Origin of the sequence: Kribbella steppae (genome assembly GCF_004342025.1) — a bacterium.
Classification (GTDB): Bacteria; Actinomycetota; Actinomycetes; order Propionibacteriales; family Kribbellaceae; genus Kribbella; species Kribbella steppae.
On sequence record NZ_SLWN01000003.1, the window covers coordinates 418,434 to 434,420 of the forward strand.

At 67.5% G+C, this 15,987-nt stretch carries 14 protein-coding genes; 10 read left to right on the forward strand and 4 right to left on the reverse strand.

Going from position 1 to position 15,987, the window contains the following annotated elements:
* Positions 1 to 536 precede the first annotated feature (536 nt).
* Positions 537 to 1,427 (reverse strand): phosphotransferase, encoded by an 891-nt coding sequence (locus EV652_RS10585; protein WP_132208860.1) that lies wholly within the window; start codon positions 1,425 to 1,427, stop codon positions 537 to 539.
* Entirely contained in the window at positions 1,424 to 2,554 is a 1,131-nt protein-coding gene (locus tag EV652_RS10590; RefSeq protein WP_500784489.1) for an NsdA family TPR-like regulatory protein, read from the reverse strand. The genes EV652_RS10585 and EV652_RS10590 overlap by 4 nt, the downstream gene beginning before the upstream one ends.
* A gap of 480 nt (positions 2,555 to 3,034) precedes the next feature.
* On the opposite strand from EV652_RS10590, the gene EV652_RS10595 reads away from it, so the two are divergent.
* The 6 genes from EV652_RS10595 (at position 3,035) to EV652_RS10620 (ending at position 7,140) form a co-directional block, all read left to right on the forward strand.
* Complete coding sequence (locus EV652_RS10595) at positions 3,035 to 4,330, forward strand: hypothetical protein (RefSeq protein ID WP_132208862.1); 1,296 nt, start codon at positions 3,035 to 3,037, stop codon at positions 4,328 to 4,330.
* A gap of 32 nt (positions 4,331 to 4,362) precedes the next feature.
* Positions 4,363 to 5,187: a bestrophin-like domain gene (locus EV652_RS10600; protein WP_132208863.1), complete on the forward strand. Its 825-nt coding sequence runs from the start codon at positions 4,363 to 4,365 to the stop codon at positions 5,185 to 5,187.
* Positions 5,162 to 5,821, forward strand: coding sequence for a hypothetical protein (locus tag EV652_RS10605; protein ID WP_132208864.1), 660 nt, complete (start codon positions 5,162 to 5,164; stop codon positions 5,819 to 5,821). Before EV652_RS10600 ends, EV652_RS10605 begins: the two co-directional genes overlap by 26 nt.
* 124 nt (positions 5,822 to 5,945) lie before the next feature.
* Entirely contained in the window at positions 5,946 to 6,437 is a 492-nt protein-coding gene (locus EV652_RS10610; protein WP_132208865.1) for a DUF1269 domain-containing protein, read from the forward strand.
* 206 nt (positions 6,438 to 6,643) lie between these two features.
* Positions 6,644 to 6,886, forward strand: a complete 243-nt coding sequence (locus EV652_RS10615; RefSeq protein ID WP_132208866.1) for a DUF8691 family protein — start codon at positions 6,644 to 6,646, stop codon at positions 6,884 to 6,886.
* Positions 6,883 to 7,140 carry a hypothetical protein gene (locus EV652_RS10620; RefSeq protein ID WP_132208867.1) on the forward strand — a complete coding sequence of 86 codons (258 nt, stop codon included), beginning with the start codon at positions 6,883 to 6,885 and terminating at the stop codon, positions 7,138 to 7,140. The genes EV652_RS10615 and EV652_RS10620 overlap by 4 nt, the downstream gene beginning before the upstream one ends.
* Here the strand turns inward: EV652_RS10620 and EV652_RS10625 are convergent.
* A complete protein-coding gene (locus tag EV652_RS10625; protein WP_132208868.1) occupies positions 7,137 to 9,830 on the reverse strand; it encodes a winged helix-turn-helix domain-containing protein in 2,694 nt (897 codons plus the stop codon). The genes EV652_RS10620 and EV652_RS10625 overlap by 4 nt on opposite strands.
* Positions 9,831 to 10,127: 297 nt before the next feature.
* Here EV652_RS10625 and EV652_RS10630 point away from each other — a divergent pair, with 297 nt between their 5' ends.
* The 4 genes from EV652_RS10630 to EV652_RS10645 all read left to right on the forward strand — a co-directional run bounded on the left by EV652_RS10630 (position 10,128) and on the right by EV652_RS10645 (position 14,696).
* Entirely contained in the window at positions 10,128 to 12,821 is a 2,694-nt protein-coding gene (locus EV652_RS10630) for a winged helix-turn-helix domain-containing protein (protein WP_132208869.1), read from the forward strand.
* Between the two features lie 90 nt (positions 12,822 to 12,911).
* Positions 12,912 to 13,349 (forward strand): DUF7144 family membrane protein, encoded by a 438-nt coding sequence (locus EV652_RS10635; protein ID WP_132208870.1) that lies wholly within the window; start codon positions 12,912 to 12,914, stop codon positions 13,347 to 13,349.
* Between the two features lie 132 nt (positions 13,350 to 13,481).
* On the forward strand, positions 13,482 to 13,937 hold the full coding sequence (locus tag EV652_RS10640) for a DUF7144 family membrane protein (protein ID WP_132208871.1): 456 nt from the start codon (positions 13,482 to 13,484) through the stop codon (positions 13,935 to 13,937).
* 51 nt (positions 13,938 to 13,988) lie between these two features.
* Positions 13,989 to 14,696, forward strand: a complete 708-nt coding sequence (locus EV652_RS10645) for a neutral zinc metallopeptidase (protein WP_132208872.1) — start codon at positions 13,989 to 13,991, stop codon at positions 14,694 to 14,696.
* Between the two features lie 61 nt (positions 14,697 to 14,757).
* On the opposite strand, the gene EV652_RS10650 is transcribed toward EV652_RS10645, so the two are convergent.
* The gene (locus tag EV652_RS10650; RefSeq protein ID WP_132208873.1) at positions 14,758 to 15,471 is read right to left on the reverse strand and encodes a hypothetical protein; all 714 of its coding nucleotides are present in this window, start codon (positions 15,469 to 15,471) and stop codon (positions 14,758 to 14,760) included.
* Positions 15,472 to 15,987 lie beyond the last annotated feature (516 nt).

Below are 15,987 nucleotides of genomic sequence, written 5' to 3' on the forward strand. Positions count from 1 at the left end.
GTCGAGGTCTCGATACCTGGCCTTGGCTTCGAACTTGTCCGGCCGTCCCTTGCCGTCGCAATGCACGGCCCTGGCAGAAATCTTGCCCCACGTCCCCAACGGCAACGGCTGCCTCGCCATCTAGCCCTCCGGAATCTGTAGCCCGTCCGCGTGATGCCCCGTCGTCCAGGGCATCATGCGGCTGAACGAGACGGGTGCCCTGCAAGAACGAGACTCGTAGGCTGCTCAGCAGCAGCGAGAGTCAGAGACCATGTCAAGTGCTACCGCATCGATCGGCTCGTGCTGTCGGGCCACATGCGGGATGGCCGTGCTCTGTCAATGGATCTGTCAATGAACTGCAGTCTAGGCATGCCATTTGAGACAGGCTAGACAGTCATCGATGCAGTCATTCAGGCGTGGGACAGCGCGGGCGGTACGGAACAGGCGACTTGTAAAGCGGTGGTTAGGGGTTCGAGTGCCTCGCCGATTTCCTGACCGTAGGCATGCCCGCTGACCGGCCCCGACGGCGGGCTTCGCGACGGATGTCAGCCGCTCATCTACTTGTAGCGGTGCCAGAGTTCCGGGACGCCGGATCTTAGGGTTGATAGGCGGTGGGCGTGGACCTTGGCGATTTCGGGGCGGTTGCAGAGGTCGGTGATGACGCTGGTGACGAGGACTAGTTCGCGGATGCGGCGGAGGACTGGCCAGGAGGGGAGGGTGGTGACGTCTAGGCCGTAGGCGGTGGCTAGGGCTTCGTGGTCTTGGGTGGCGCCGAAGCGTAGGGCGCTGACCGCGGCGACAACCAGGTCGTAGGCGAGAGGGCCGATGCTGGTGCCGTCGAAGTCGCAGAGGACGAAGCGGCCGGTGGGTTCTCGCAGGAGGTTGCCGATGTAGGCGTCCCCGTGGAGTAGGCCCATCTGGAGGTCGGGGATGAGGGCGCGGTAGTCGGATTCGGTTTCAGACCATTGCTGGGTGAGCCAGGCGTGGTCGTCGGCGGGGAGGCCGTCGGCCATGGCTAGTCTGCTGCGGGCGCTGCTGAATGGGTCCCACTGTTTGAGGCCGGGCATCGGAGTGAGTTTGTGCCAGCCGAGGAGTGGGGCTGCGAGTTCGGCGCCGGTCCAGTCTGGGTTGCTGCCTTCCAGGAGCTGCCAGATTGTTGCTGAGTAGTTCTCGAAGAGGACGGGCTGTGTCAGGGCGGGGGCGAGTCTGACGGCCGGGGCGTCGTTGGCTTGCAGCCAGGTGGCTATGCGGGCGACGTGGTCGGCTCGTTGACTGGCCAGATCGCCGGCGCCGAATCTCACGACAACGCCGTGGGTGGGGAGGCGGTAGACCGCGTTGTTCGTGTATTTGATGAGTTCTGCCTCGTCCGCGAGGAGGCCGGCCTCTTGGCAGATGCCCTTCAGAGCATGCTTCAGCCGTTGGTCGAGCTCGGCGGTCAGGTTGGTCATGCGGTGAGTGCTTTCGGCGCAGTTGTGCGGACAGATTCGAGCTGATGCATCAGGTCCACGGCGTCGGAGTTGTGGGTGTGTTGGGAGGCTGCGGTGGCGATTTCGGCCAGGCGGCTCACGCCGCGGCCGCTGCGCAGGTGCTGCGCCTCGCTGATCACGTCGCGGGCCACGTCGACACCGACGTCCAACTCGTTGGTCCGTATCAGGTTCGTTGACAGGATGATCCGATCGAATGTCCGGCTACGCCGTGATCTGTCCGGGCCGGACTCCGCAGTCGCCTGGTGCGCGAAGGCCACCGCGCGTACGGCGTACTCCCGACTTTGCGTCGGGTCCTTCGCATAACCGGCCAGCGAGTTGTACACGAGGGCCTGGTGCCCGGTGTAGTCGCCGGGCGTGAAGTACAGGGTGGTCCATGGCGAGACTCGGCGCTTGTCGGCGCGTCCCATTTCGTGCTCGGCGCGCGCGAGTGCGTCGCGAACATAGTCGTGCTTGCCGAGCATCGCGTAGGCCAGAGCCTCATTCGCATGCAACCGCGCCACCTCGGCCGGATCACCCGCATCCTGCGCCGCGAGCTGGCCGAGTTGCAGCATCTTCAGCGCCTCGACGGGTTGCACTTCTTGCATGCTGACCCTGCCGAGGCGGTAGAGGATCGAGGACGCGGGTGATGGTTCGTCGGCGTCCTTGGCAAGAACCAGCGCGTTCATCAGGAACCGGCGCGCCGACGACTGATCGCCGATGTCGTGGAAGGACCAGCCGAGCATGCTGCTGGAGTCTGCGAGTGAGACTTTCAGGTCTCGGTGCGTACGACGATCTGCTGCGGAGTGGATCATCCGACGCGCGTAGCCGTAGAAACCGCGGGCCGCGTCGACCGCGGCTCCGCCGCCGTAGCGTTGATCCAGCTTCCGCAGCTCGGCGGTCATCGACGCGACCTGTTCGACGTCGGATCCGGTGATGACCGGTGGCACTGCTGCAACGCCGTTGGAGAACTCGGGAAGCCACTTTCGTGCCTCGTCACTTACTGATCCGAAGGCGACACTTGCGACCGCGCCGGCGAAGTTCTTGCGATCCTCCATGGTGAGTCCGCGCGACTGGTAGCTCTCCGCCTGCGACGTGGCGCTGTAGGCCAGGGCGGTCCCACCAGGAGGAGTCGAGCTGCGGCTGCGGTGCCGTCATCGTCACTCCTTGTCCCTAGGCGGCTCTGTGAAGTTAGCCCGAGCGCATCTGACGCGTCTATCGGCACGACCGATAGGTCCCTTCGATGAGCACAGCCTGTAGTGAGCCGAGTCATCCACCACCTCGAGGTCGCCGGCGATCCCGCGTCTGTCATGAGGCGTGTTGAGTCCAACGGCATCTCCGTCGTGGTCGGCCAGTAAGCAAGCAGGCGGAGCGGATGTGCTGAGGAGACATCCCATCCCTCTCCTCAAGTCCCCTGGCTGGGTGACGCTCCGTTGTCCGGCTGGGAGGCCAGCGGGTTCGGCGTTTGGTGGTCACTGAGAGGTGCCGTGGGGGTGACCGGGCGGGTTCATCCGTGCAGGGTGAGGTTCCGGGGGGCTGGGGCGGAGACGATCGAGGCGCCGACGTACAGCCGACCGGCGAGGAGGCGCAGCATGTCTGACCCCACGGTGCCCGGTGGTCCGGAACGGAGTGTGCCCGTCCAAGAGCCCGCGGCGAAGCGGCCTTCCATGGGGCGTGCGGTCGCGGTGGTCATCTGCTTGGTGTTGGCGGCAGTGCTGACGACGCCGGCGGCGATCGCGTACTGGGGACAACGCACGCTGAATGACACCACGCGGTACGTGAACACCGTCGGCCCGCTGGTGAACTCGCCGGAGGTACAGAACGCCATCGCGACGACGGTCACCGATGCGATCGAGAAACAGGTCGACATTGAGGCGCTTCTCAACGACGTGTTCGCCGGCGTCATCACCGACCGGCCGCGGCTGGAGCGACTGGTCGGGCCGCTGGCTGCGGCGATCAACGGATTGATCGACCGCCAGGTGCGGGAGTTCCTCGCCTCGGACGAGTTCGCCGACCTCTGGACCGCCGTCAACACCAGACTCCAGCAGGCTCTCCAGCGCCTGCTGACGGGTGATCAGACCGGCGCCATCTCGCTCCAGGGTGATCAAGTGGTCCTCGACGTCTCCGAGGTCATCGAACGGGTCAAGCAACGCCTGGTCGACCGGGGACTCACGATCGTGCAGAACGTGCCGATCCCCAACATCGACAAGCAGATCGTGTTGATGGAAGCGCCCCAACTTGCACAGCTCAAGACGATCTATGCGTTCGCGAACCCGCTGGCGCAGTGGATGCTCGTCGTGGTGGCGGGACTCTATCTGGTCGCTCTGGTGCTGTCGCGCCGGCGTCCGCGTACGACGGTGATCATCGGGGTGCTGCTGGCGGCGAACGCGCTGCTGCTGGCGCTGGCGCTGACTGTCGGGCGGCAGTTGTTCATCGACGGACTCTCGGGTACGACGTTCGGTCCGGCGAGCGCAGTCTTCTACGACACGCTGCTTGCCTATCTCGACCGCGGTCGACAAGTGTTCCTCTGGCTGGGGTTGATCCTCGTGGTCGTCGGCTGGTTCGCGGGACCCAACCAGTACGGCACTGCCGTACGCGGTGCCGTCACCGGCGGTCTGGAGAGCATCGGCGGTGCTCTGGCCGGCAGCCCGGTCGGTGACGCGGGCCGGTGGGTCGCGCCCAACGCCGGGTGGCTGCGCGTTGCCGTGGGCCTGCTGGGCGTCGTGGTGCTGCTCTGGGGCAACGACGTCTCGCTGTCGCGGCTGTTCGGGTCGCTCGCGCTGGTGGTCGGGTTGCTGGCTGTCGTGCAGGTCCTGGTCGGAGCGGGCAGGGCGCCCGCTGCCTCCCCCGTTCCGCCTGCCGCAGCCGTCCCCGGGACCGCGAAGTAGTCGGCTGTGACTGCGGCGGCAAGCAGGCGTAGATGAACATCGTCTGGGCCGCCCTGGTCATAGTCCTCGTGACCGCGGTCACCGTCACGGCGATGCTCCTCGTGCGCAGGCGGGCGCCGGAGGGCAGCTACTTCAGTGACGGTGACCGCGCCTCGGGTGTCTTCGGTGTTCTCGCCACCGGCTTCTCGGTGCTGCTCGGTTTCATCATCTTCCTGTCGTTCACGTCGTACGACCAGGCGCGGTCCGGGGCCGAGGCCGAGGCGACGATCGTGGCGCAGCAGGTTCAGACGGCGCAGTTCCTGCCCGACAAGACCGCGGCGGAGCTCACCGGCGAGCTCGTGTGCTACGCACAGTCCGTGGTTGGGGTCGAGTGGGAGGCTCTGGACAAAGGGACGCTCGGGAACTCCATCAATCCGTGGGGAGCGGAGATGTTCCTGACGATCTCGGCCGTCAACCCGCGGACGCCGGTGGAGCAGTCGGCGTACGACCGGTGGATGGACCAGACCGCCGAACGGGAACAGGCGCGTATCGACAGGGTGCACGGAGCGGAGGGGATCATCCCGACGCCGTTGTGGCTGGTCCTGTCGGTCATCTCCGTGGTGATCTTCGTGTACCTCTTGTTCTTCGCCGACCGGGCCGAGGGCGCGGTGACGCAGAGCCTTCTGATGGGCAGCGTGACGCTGGTCATCACGCTTCTGCTGTTCCTGCTCGTGTTCTTCGACCATCCGCACGGCGAAGGGGTCGGCAGACTGCAGCCGACCGCGATGGTGCGAACCATCGGCGTGATCGATACCGAGGTAGAACTGCTCGGGCTCGACGTGACGCCTCCGTGTGACGATCGTGGCAACCGGCGCTGACGAGCGGCCCGAGCGCGGCCGCAACTGGCAGGAGGTGCTCGTCACCGTCATGCTGGTGGTCGCGGCCCTTGCGACCTCGTGGAGCAGCTACCAGGCCACCCGGTGGAACGGCGAGCAGGCCAAGGCGGCCGGCCGCACGAACGCGATCAGGATCGACGCTGCCCGGGCACAAGGCCTGGCGCAGGCGCAGAGCCAGGTGGACGTCGCCACGTTCATCGCCTGGGTGGATGCGGATCGCCGGGGTGAGGCCGACCTCGCCGACTTCTACGCCGACCGCTTCCGCCCGGAGTTCCGGCCCGCGTTCAACGCCTGGATCGCGACCCGCCCGTTCACGAATCCGGATTCGCCGCCGACGCCCTTCGCCATGACCGAGTACCAACCCGCGTCGCGGCAGGAGGCTGAACGGCTCGACGCGGCCGCCGAGGCCTCCGGGGCCGAGGTGCGCCGAGACCTCCAGATAGCCAGCAACTATGTGCTCACCGTCGTCCTGTACGCCGTGGTCCTGTTCTTCGCCGGCATGAGCACCAAGATCGCCAACCGCCGCCTGCGCTGGATCCTGACTGGGGTCGGCTGCCTCATCCTCGTCACCGCCCTCGCCTGGATCGCCACCTTCCCGGTGAGCGTCGAGATCTGATCGTCGGGGACACACGCAGCGGACCCCTTAGGTGCCCAGCCACATCACCCGGTGGGGATGAGGCGGTTGTCGCGCAGCAGGCCGAGGCTGCTAGCGACGTACAGACCGATCCAAGGAGCGCGCGATGACGACACTGACGGTATGGAAGTTCGACAGCCCCACGGCGGCCGACGAAACGATCCAGACGTTGGAGAACCTGGCCAAGCAGGAACTCATCCAGGTGCACGATGCGGCGACGGTGTCCTGGGCTCCGGACAAGAAGAAGCCCAAGACGCGGCAACTGCACAGCCTGACCGGCGCAGGGGCGATGGGCGGCATGTTCTGGGGGATGCTGTTCGGCCTGATCTTCTTCGTTCCGTTGCTGGGCGCGGCCATCGGCGCCGCGACCGGTGCGCTGGCCGGATCCATGAGTGATGTCGGCATCGACGACGACTTCATCAAGTCCGCCCGCGACAAGATCACGCCCGGAACCTCCGCTTTGTTCGTAATGACGAGCGACGCCGTCCCGGAGAAGATCAAGGCTGCCTTCGCCGATCGCGGACTGCAGGCCGAGCTGATCCAGTCGAACCTCTCGGCCGAGCAAGAAGCGGAACTGCGCGAGATGATCGCCCAGTAACGGAAATCGGTGCGTTCTGGCAGTACCGACCCTGGCCGGTACTGCCAGGTGCCGATCCCGCGGAACGTCCGTGGTCATACCTCAGGGATGACGACACACCCCGTGAGCCGAGGGTGCGATGGTCGCAAACGCTACGACGCGGCCGGAACGTCATGCCGCGAAATCTGCGTCCTGACGCGTGCAGGACGATGCCTGAGGAGGCCGCCGTGGAACAGACAACGTACGAGATTCGCGTTGTCGGTCCGGTACCGGCCGGGCTTCTGCCCGATCTCGGGGACGTCGTGATGATAGAGCTGGAGACGAGGACAGTGCTGACCGGCATGTTCACTGACCAGGCTGCGTTGCACGGGTTTCTGGCGCGTCTGCGTGCGCTCGGGCTCGACCTCGTGGAGGTGCGGGCAGTGGCCGCTCCCGACGACGACGAATCGCCGGGTGAGGAGGCACCATGATCGCGCGGCCGGCCTGTGTGGCGTACGAGGTCACGGTCGTCGGCCCGCTGGGTCCGGTGTTGCGCGCCGCGTTCCCCGAGCAGCACTTCGCCGCGATCGAAGCGTGCACGGTCATCCGGCTGCGGGTGCCGGCCGAGCGTGATCTGGATCTGGTGGATCTGGTCGGCCTGTTCGAGTCTGCGGGGATAGTCGTCCAGGACCTCTTCCGGTCATCGGTACCGGGACAGGACGGAGCGGTGGAACGACGGCGCTAGCCGCTCAGCAGTCCGAGAGCGCGAGCCCGGTGAACGGCCTGCCGGCGACTGGTGACGCCGAGCTTCTGGTAGATCCGCTTGAGGTGGGCCTTGACCGTGTTCACGGAGACGAAGAGCTCCGACGCGATCTCCGCGTTGGTCATCATCGTCGGCAAATAGCGCACGACGCTCAGCTCCCGGTCGGTCAGCGGTTCGGCCGGCGCGTCGACCAGTGTGCCGTGGGACCTGACCAAGCCCATATCCGCGAGAAGCTCGTCCACGAAGCCGCTGGCACTTGGGTCCATTTGTTGCACCCGGGTCAGTAGACGCGGCAGTCGCTCGGTATCCACGACGAGGAACGGCCTGCGGACTCCCTCCTGCCTGGCGGCGTCCAGCGCCTTGCCGAGCGCCTCGAGGGCGCGGTTGTCTTCCCGCAACGTGTCGGCCACCAAAGTCGTCAACAGCCAGGCCTCCACGGTGGCACTGCGGTCGTCCGTCCGGTGACGAAGCGACGAGAGGATCTCCTCGGCCCGATGTGGGTCACCGCCGGCCAGCAGCGCTTCGGCGAGGCAGGTCTGCTCATGGGCGAACGGCGGCTGATCGTCGGCCGACGTCCTGACCTTCGTCATCGCGGCACTCGGGTCACCGGCCGCGAGGTCGACCTCGGCCTCGGTGATCGCCTGCCATCGTTCGAGGAAGGCCGGCAGCTGCCACTGTCCGATCTCGTGCCGCAGGCGCACCAACTGATTGCGCGCCGCCTCCACCCTGCCGAGCGATGCGTCCAACCGGACCTGGGTCAGGCCGAGTGCGTAGCGTGGCGCAAGGTCGAGAGTCGCAGCCGCTCTGCCCTGGGCCAGCAGGCTCTGCGCCTCGTCGACGTTGTTCCACTGGAGGTGAACCATCGCGAGCGTCAGATACGCGGTGGCCGCCTGGGTGAGAGGTTCCCAGCCGCGGGCATCGACGAGCTCGACGGCCTTGGCAGCGTGCGCGAAGCCCTCCCGCAGTCTGCCCGAGACCGTGGCCGCGAACCCCAGATGCGCCAGCATGTTGATCCGGGACGCTTCCAGCCGGGTGGCAGTGGCGATCTCGAGGCCTTCGTGGAGGCACGCCTCGGCCTCGTCGAGGCTGCCGGACCACAGCAGACCGGTGCCCAGGGTGCTCAGGGCGATAGCTCGGTACTGGTCGGCCGCCGGCAACGCCACACCGGGGCCGGACAGCACGTCGAGTGCCTCCGAGGAGGCCGTGACCAGGGCGGCGATATCTCCACGGACGCGTGCGACAGCAGTCGAGAACAGGCGGATCGCGATCTGGGTGCCGATCCTCGACTCCGGGCTCGTCGCGTCCAACTGCGCCTGGGCCCGCTCGAGATGCGGTTGCATGTCCTGGAAGCGGCCGGCGTGCATGCGCAACGCCGCGGCCGACACTGCCAGCTCCGCCCCGTCGGCAAGGAGCTCGGCGGGAATGCGGGCCAGTAGCGCGACGACCGCCGCGCGTTCGGTCGAGACAGTCAACGGCGCGGCCTGCGTGACGAAGAGGCGACCGAGCAGGTGCCAGTCGGCCGCCTCCGCGGCATGCCGCATCGCCTCGATCGGCTGCCCGTTCGCAGCGAACCAGTGCGCTGCCCGCCGCTGCAGGTCGGGCAGCATCTGCGGCTCATCCACCATCAGCCGATGGTGGAGCATCTCCCGGAGCAGCGGGTGGTACCGGTACCACTGCCGATCCGAACCGAGACCGACCACGAACGCATTGGTCCTCTCGAGCAGCTCCAGGAAGCGCTGGCCGCGTGGGTCGTCGGTCAGCACCTGGGCGAGCCCGCCGCTCAGCCGCTCCGCGACGGAGGTCCGCAGCAGGAACTGCCGGAGTTCGGGCGGCTGCCTCGCGAGCACCTCCTCGGCCAGGTAGTCGGTCACTGCCTGGTCGTTACCGGCGAAGTCCGCCGGAGTGCGGCCCGGCCCCTCGCCCTTGAGGAAGAAGGCGGCCAGTCGCAGCCCGGCCGGCCATCCTTCGGTGCGTTCGACCAGAAGCTGGGCTCCGTCCGGATCAACCACGACACCGTCCGCCCCAAGCAGTGCAACCGCCTCCGCGACTCCGAAGGCGAGGTCCCTGGACCGGATCTCGGCCAGATCGTCCTTGATCCTCAGCCGATGCAGCCCCAGGGCGGGGTCCGCCCTGGTCAGCAGCACCAGCCGCAGCGGCGCAGGCGGGCGGCGCAGCAGCTCGGACAGGCCGGCGAGCACCGCGGGTTCATCGATGACCTGGAAGTCGTCGAGAACGATTACGACAGGTTTCGGTAGCCGCGTGAGCCCGGCGACGAGTCGGCGGAGATTGTCGACCTCGCCACCGAGTCCCGGCGCGAGGCCGGCCAGCGGGTTGCCGCGGGGAACCTCGACAGCACTGCGGATCGCGGCCACGAGGTAGGACCAGAACGACCGCGGATGGTTGTCGCTCTCGTCGAGGGACAGCCAGGCCACCGGCCCGACGGCAGGTGTTGACGCAGCCCACGACGCCGTCGCCAGTGTCTTTCCCCAGCCGGCGCCGGCGCTCACCACTGTCAACGGCTTGCGGGTCCCGTCGTCCAGCATCGCCACGATCCGCGGGCGCCCGACGTACGTCGACGGAACCCGTGGTCTCGCCAGCTTCGTTGTGAGCAGGTCGTCGTCCGCCGCCAAGGAGGCATGGAACGGTAGCCGCTCAGCTTCAGCAGATGACATCTCCCCGACCCCGTCGACCGCCCGCTCCCTCCCTGTGCGCAGGCGTGCACGTCGGGTTGCGGGTGCTGCTGATCGCCGGTCCCAGAGGTCCCCGGACTACAGCGCCCCCGCGCCGAGGTACTCGGTCTGCATCGCCCCCACGACCAGCCTGTCTCCGCCTCATAGTACGCGAGATCCGCGGACCTGCCCTGGCTGCGGTCGGAGTGCGACGCTGTTACTACCCGCAGCGGGTGATGCCTTCGGACCCGAATTCGCGTAAGCGTATGGAACGGGCGGGATGACGAAGGGCGTTGGGGGATGAAGACGACCGAGCAGGCTGCCGCACGGACCGGCGACGCTTCCGACGATCCCGTCCTGGCGGTGAGGTTCGCTGTCCCGGGACCTCCGAGACTGTACGTCGAGCGCCCGCGCCTGATCAAGCGTTTGGACGAGGGTGCCGAGCTGCCGCTGACCCTCGTCAGCGCTCCGGCCGGCAGCGGGAAGACCGCCCTGGTGGCCGCATGGGCGGCGCAGCGCGAAGCGGCCGGGTACAGCACGGCCTGGATCACCTTCGAGGAGCGGGACGTGCCGGCCTCGGTGTTCTGGCCGCACGTCCTCGAGACCCTCCGCCGTCAAGGCCTGGTCCTTCCGGCCATGCGCTCCGACACTGCCGGCGCGCGCTCTCGCATGCTCACCAGGCTCGCCACTGCGCTGTCCAGGCGGTCAGACCCGATGACACTGGTGCTGGACGGTTACGAGATCGCCACCGCGGAGCAGTCGAGCGACATCGACTTCCTGTTGCGGCACAGCGATCAACGCCTGCATGTCGTGATCCTGACCCGCGTCGATCCCGTGCTCCCGCTGCACCGCTATCGCCTGGCCGAGATGGTCGCCGAGGTGCGGATGGCGGATCTCGCCTTCACCGAGGACGAGACGTCGCAGCTGGTGCGACTGTCCGGCATCAGCATGAGCAGCGACTCGATCGGTGCACTCACCCGGCGCACCAGAGGCTGGGCGGTCGGTCTGCGCTTCGCGGGCATGTGCCTGGAGCGGAGCGACAATCCGGACGAGGCCGTCGCCCAGCTCGCCGGGGACAGCGGCAACATCGCCGAGTACCTCATGGCCGAGGTACTCCAGACGCAGTCCGCCGCGGTCCGATCGCTGTTGCTGCGCACCAGTGTCGTGGACGTGCTCCAGCCCGGTCTGATCGAGGAACTCGGCGGACGTTCCGCAGGGCGCACGCTCGCGTCGCTCGCCGGCGGCAACGTGCTGGTCGAGCCGCTGCCGGATCATCCCGGCTGGTATCGCTATCACCCGTTCCTGCGTGACCTGCTGCGCGCCGAGCTCGCCCATGAGTCACCGACGCGCCGCCGGCGGCTGCACAAGAAGGCGGCGGACTGGTTCGCGCGCAAAGGGTTCCTCGGTTCCGCCGTCGGCCTGGCCACCGCGGTCGGGGCCTGGACCGATGCCTCGGCGTACGTCGTCGACGGCCTGGCCATCGGACAGGTCCTGCTGAGCAGCGATACGAGCGGGCTCGACGACGACCTCAGGAAGATGCCTCCCGGCATCGGGGATCCGGCCGCGGGCGTGGTCAGGGCGGCGCTGGCCCTCGCCGACCGCGATACCGACCGCTGCGCCGACGAGCTGAAGCGGGCCGGTGAATCGATGATCACGGAGTCGGCCCACGACCAGGCGGTCCAACTGGCAGCCGACATCGTCCAGACCGTGCGATCGGGTCTGCTCGACGACCCACAGACCGTCATGCTCGCCGATCTGGCCCAGCAGGAGCTCACCACGCAGGAGCGAGAGAAGATCAGGGCGCACCCCGAGCTGACGGCGCTGATCCAGGCCATCAAGGGCATTGCGCTCCTGCACAACGGTGAGCTCCTCCAAGCACGAGCTCCTCTGATGGCGGCGGTGCGCGCGGAGGCACCGGGATGCGAAGCGCTGACGGTCGCGTGCCTCGGTTACCTCGCCGTCATCGACTCGTACCAAGGCGAGCTTCGCTGCGCAGACGAGTGGGCGGCACAGTCGGTGGCTCTCGCCGAACGGTCCGGCTTGCTGTCGGACGGCCGCCCGCGGGCGGCCGAGATCGCTCTTGCCCGGGTGAGCATCGACCGCCACGACCTGCGTGCCGGGCGTGAGCATGTCCGGGCGGCGATGCGTTCGGACGACATCTGCGACGACCCTGTCCTGCGGGCCCTGTCGGCCGTCGTGCAGGCGCGCCTGCTGCGCGCCGGCGGAGAGGTGGATGAGGCGATCGCCCTCCTCCAGCGAGTCGCTGCTCACTCGGTCGTCACTGCCGGCTGGCTCGTCGAGCCACTGCAGATCGAAGCGGCGACGCTGATGGTCGTACAGGGCGAACCCGATGTGGCGACGCGGATGATCAAGCAGCTGGGCAAGCCTGATGATGCCCTCGGGTCCCTCGTGCTCGGTCACGCAGATCTGCGGCGGCAGGACTGGGGCGGCGTCGAGAAGTCCGTGTCCGCCATCCTTGCTCAAGGTAACGGAGTTCAGCTGCCGACCACCGTGGGCGCGCGCCTGCTGGAGGTCGCTTGCGAGCTGCACGGCGGACAGCCCGGACGGGCGCGGATCGCGCTCGACCACGCGCTGCGTCTTGCCGAGCCGGAGGGCCTGCGCAGGCCGTTCCTCGAGGCTCCCACAGCTGTCCGGCGACTGCTGGAAGCCGACACCGCGCTGATCGATCGGAACGGCTGGCTCGGTTCCGTCGTCGGTTCCCGCCGCCAGATCCTCGCGTCAACCAGCAGTCCGGCGGCCGGCGGGACGGATGTGCCGCCCTTCGCGACGTACATCGAACCGCTCACGGCGAAGGAGACCGAGGTGCTCGGTCACCTGTCCGAGCTGCTGTCCACCGAAGAGATCGCCGCCGAGATGTTCGTGTCGGTCAACACGGTCCGCACCCACATTCGCAACATCCTTCGCAAACTCGCGGTCTCGCGGCGGAACGAGGCGGTACGACGGGCCCGCGCGCTCAGCCTGATCCCGGCCTGACCCCGCTCGGCCTCGTCCCCTGGGGATGATGCCGCATCGGACGTGGTTCGTCAGCCTGGTGTCATCCTGAGCACAAGGGAGTGAACGACAGTGACACAAGGGGCAGCAGCATCTCACTACGAAGCCGCGGACGAGGAACACGAGGTCAGCGGCTGGGCGGTCGGGTTCATCCTGTTCGCCGGCGTCATGATGATCATGGCCGGAGGCTTCCAGGCCTTCGCCGGTCTGGTGGCACTCTTCGAGAACGAGTTCTACGTAGCCACCCGCAACTACCTGTTCGAGTTCGACGCCACCGCGTGGGGCTGGATCCACCTGCTGGGTGGCCTGCTGGTGCTGGCGGCCGGGATTGCGGTCATCGCGGGCCAGACCTGGGCCCGCGTACTCGGAATCGTCCTGGCGGTGCTGAGCGCTCTGGCCAACTTCACCTTCATCCCGTACTACCCGTTCTGGGCGCTGACCATCATCGCCATCGACATCTTCGTCATCTGGGCGCTGGCCGCGCACGGTCGCGATGTCGCTGCTGACTGACGGCTCCCACATCAACCGGCAGGAGAAGCGCAGGCCACCGACGACCTGCGCTTCGGACCGGAGGCCGAGGTGGCTCTCATCTCGGCCTCCGCAACGAGAGGAGTTGCCACGATGGCTGCGAAAGGAAGGGCCATGGCCGGCTTCATCGTGTTCGCCGGCTCGATGCTCCTGGTGATCGGCCTGATCAACATCTTCCAGGCCTTCATCGCTCTGTTCGCCGACGAGCGTGTGCTGTTGACGCGGGAGAACCTCGTCGTCGTGGACGTCACCGCCTGGGGATGGGTTCTGCTGATCTCCGGGTTCCTCATGCTGGCCGTCGGCGCCGGCCTGCTCTCGACGCAGACGTGGGCCCGGGTCGCGGCCATCGTGATCGTCTCCCTGCACGCTGTGGTGCAGATCTTGTGGCTCAACGCGTACCCAGTCTGGTCGCTGATGATGATCGCGCTGGACACCGTCATACTCTTCGCGCTCACCGCGCGCTGGTCCGACGCACGGGACAGGCTCGCAGAGGCGGGCGACGCGCCATGGACCGGCCAGGAGGCAACCAAACTCTCAGCCGCCGAACGGCATACGCCTCCCCTCGTCTGAGTGGCGGGATCACACGACGATGATGCTTGCCTAGCTCTCGGACGGTCGATCATGGCGATGCGAACAGCCCTCGGGTGGTTGACGATCGTGCTCACCGCGACGGCCTGCACCACGACGGCCACCGACCCACCTGGTGGGTCGACCGCCGAGCCGTCCCGGACGACGCAACCGGCGCAGACGGGCGGCACCGTCGGCGCAGTCGACCGCGAGGCGATGAAGGACGACGAGCGAACGGCCGTCAGCGCGGTGGACACGTTCTGGCGCCGTTACACCACCGAGCAGTTCGGACAGCCGTACCAACCTCCCCGCGTTGCCGGGGCCTACACCGGCACGAACGGACCACCGTGCGGGGGCGAGCCGGAATCCGTGCCGTTCAACGCCGTCTACTGCCGGCCGGGCGACTTCGTGGCGTGGGACGAAAATCTGATGGCGGCCGGCTACAGCCAGATCGGCGATGCGTGGATCTATCTGATCATCGCGCACGAGTGGGGCCACGCGATCCAGGCGAGACTGCGGAGCGACCGGGTCTCGGTCGCTGCGGAACTCCAGGCGGACTGCCTGGCGGGGGCCGCACTGCAAGGAGCGGCCGACGACGGTCTGATCGCGGTCGAGCCGGGGGACAGTGAGGAGATCGCCAAAACGCTGGCCGCGGTCGCGGACGACTATCCCTGGACCAACGAGAGCGACCACGGAAACGCGGAGCAGCGGATCTCGGCGTTCGACACCGGCGTAGCAGGTGGCGTCGAGGCCTGCATCTGAGGCCCTGACTCAGCCGGCTCGGCGCCGGCTCTGATTCAGCTGGCTCGGCGCGGGCCCTGACTCAGCTGGCTCGGCGCTTGGCATCGTCGACGTACGGAAGCGGATTGCCCGATGCTCGTGCGCCGGAGGCAAGCCAGGCCGCGAGTCCCTCCGGAGATCGCCGGTACAGCTCGTCGAGGTACTGCTGCCGCTGTTCGACAACGGACAGGCGTGCGACCGCCGAACGGGCACCCTCCAGCAGGACGAAGCTCCGGCGCCAGGCCAGGCACAAGGCTGCGTCGTCGAGGGAACGCAGGTCTCGCTCCGGGGCGGCTGCAGGACTGTCGACGAGCGGCGTCGCGGGGATGCGAGGTGTCGCCGACTCTGGGTGTGCGGCGGGAGGATCCCCCTGGGCCCGCCGTCGCAGGACCCTCGAGGTGAGGGCGGGCGTGGTCAGTGCCAGTGCCAGCACGATCAAGACGCCGGCGAACTTGAGGCTTGCGATCAGACCTAAGGCAGCCGGTCCGATCAGCCCGCCGGCGAGTGTGACCCGAGCGATCTTGCGCACGCCGCTCCGCCCGTCCGCTCCCCAGACGGAAGAGGCGATGATGGCTGTCATTGCCGCGATGACGACCACGCTGGTGAGAGCCCCGCCCAGACCCCAGACGGCGATCACACAGAGAAGTCCGGCTGTGGTGGCCAGGTAGATACAGCACAACCGGACACTTTGGCTCTTGCCGCGGGATGTGCTGGGATCAGGTCCATCGCCGCCGGTTGACCGTATCGTCTCGCTCACGTTCTCTGTCCTTTGCTCCGGACTCCATCTCGCATCTCGCCATCGAACGCAGCCAGCCTGCTCGTCGCATCACCTGGCTGTGGTCCCCAGAGCGTCAGCATGCGCCGGGCCGGTACGCTCTCGCCTCCTCCGTCCGGGGTGAATCCGATTCCGGTACTCCGGGAGAGGCTCCGTTCGGCGACCGACCCGGAGCAAACTGTGGAAGGCCCGCATCATCCTTGTGGGGTGAGCTACCGCCGCGGTTCGTGGGGCAGCATGGGGCAGGTCCGACGAATATCGGTGTCGCTCCGTCTCGAATTTCAGCGAGTCGGGTCGACCCGTGCTCAGGGGCATGCTCGAGTTCTGTTGTCGCGGTGGGGGGCCATCGCGCACCGCCCCGTCGTGACACACATTTGTTGTCAATCGCCGGGAGGGGACATGCCGGGCGGTCAGCAGGCAGGGGAAGAGCGCGGACATCGCTCGATTCCGAGGCACGTCCACGATCAGGCGGCCATGCCGGGCCCGTCGGCGATACCC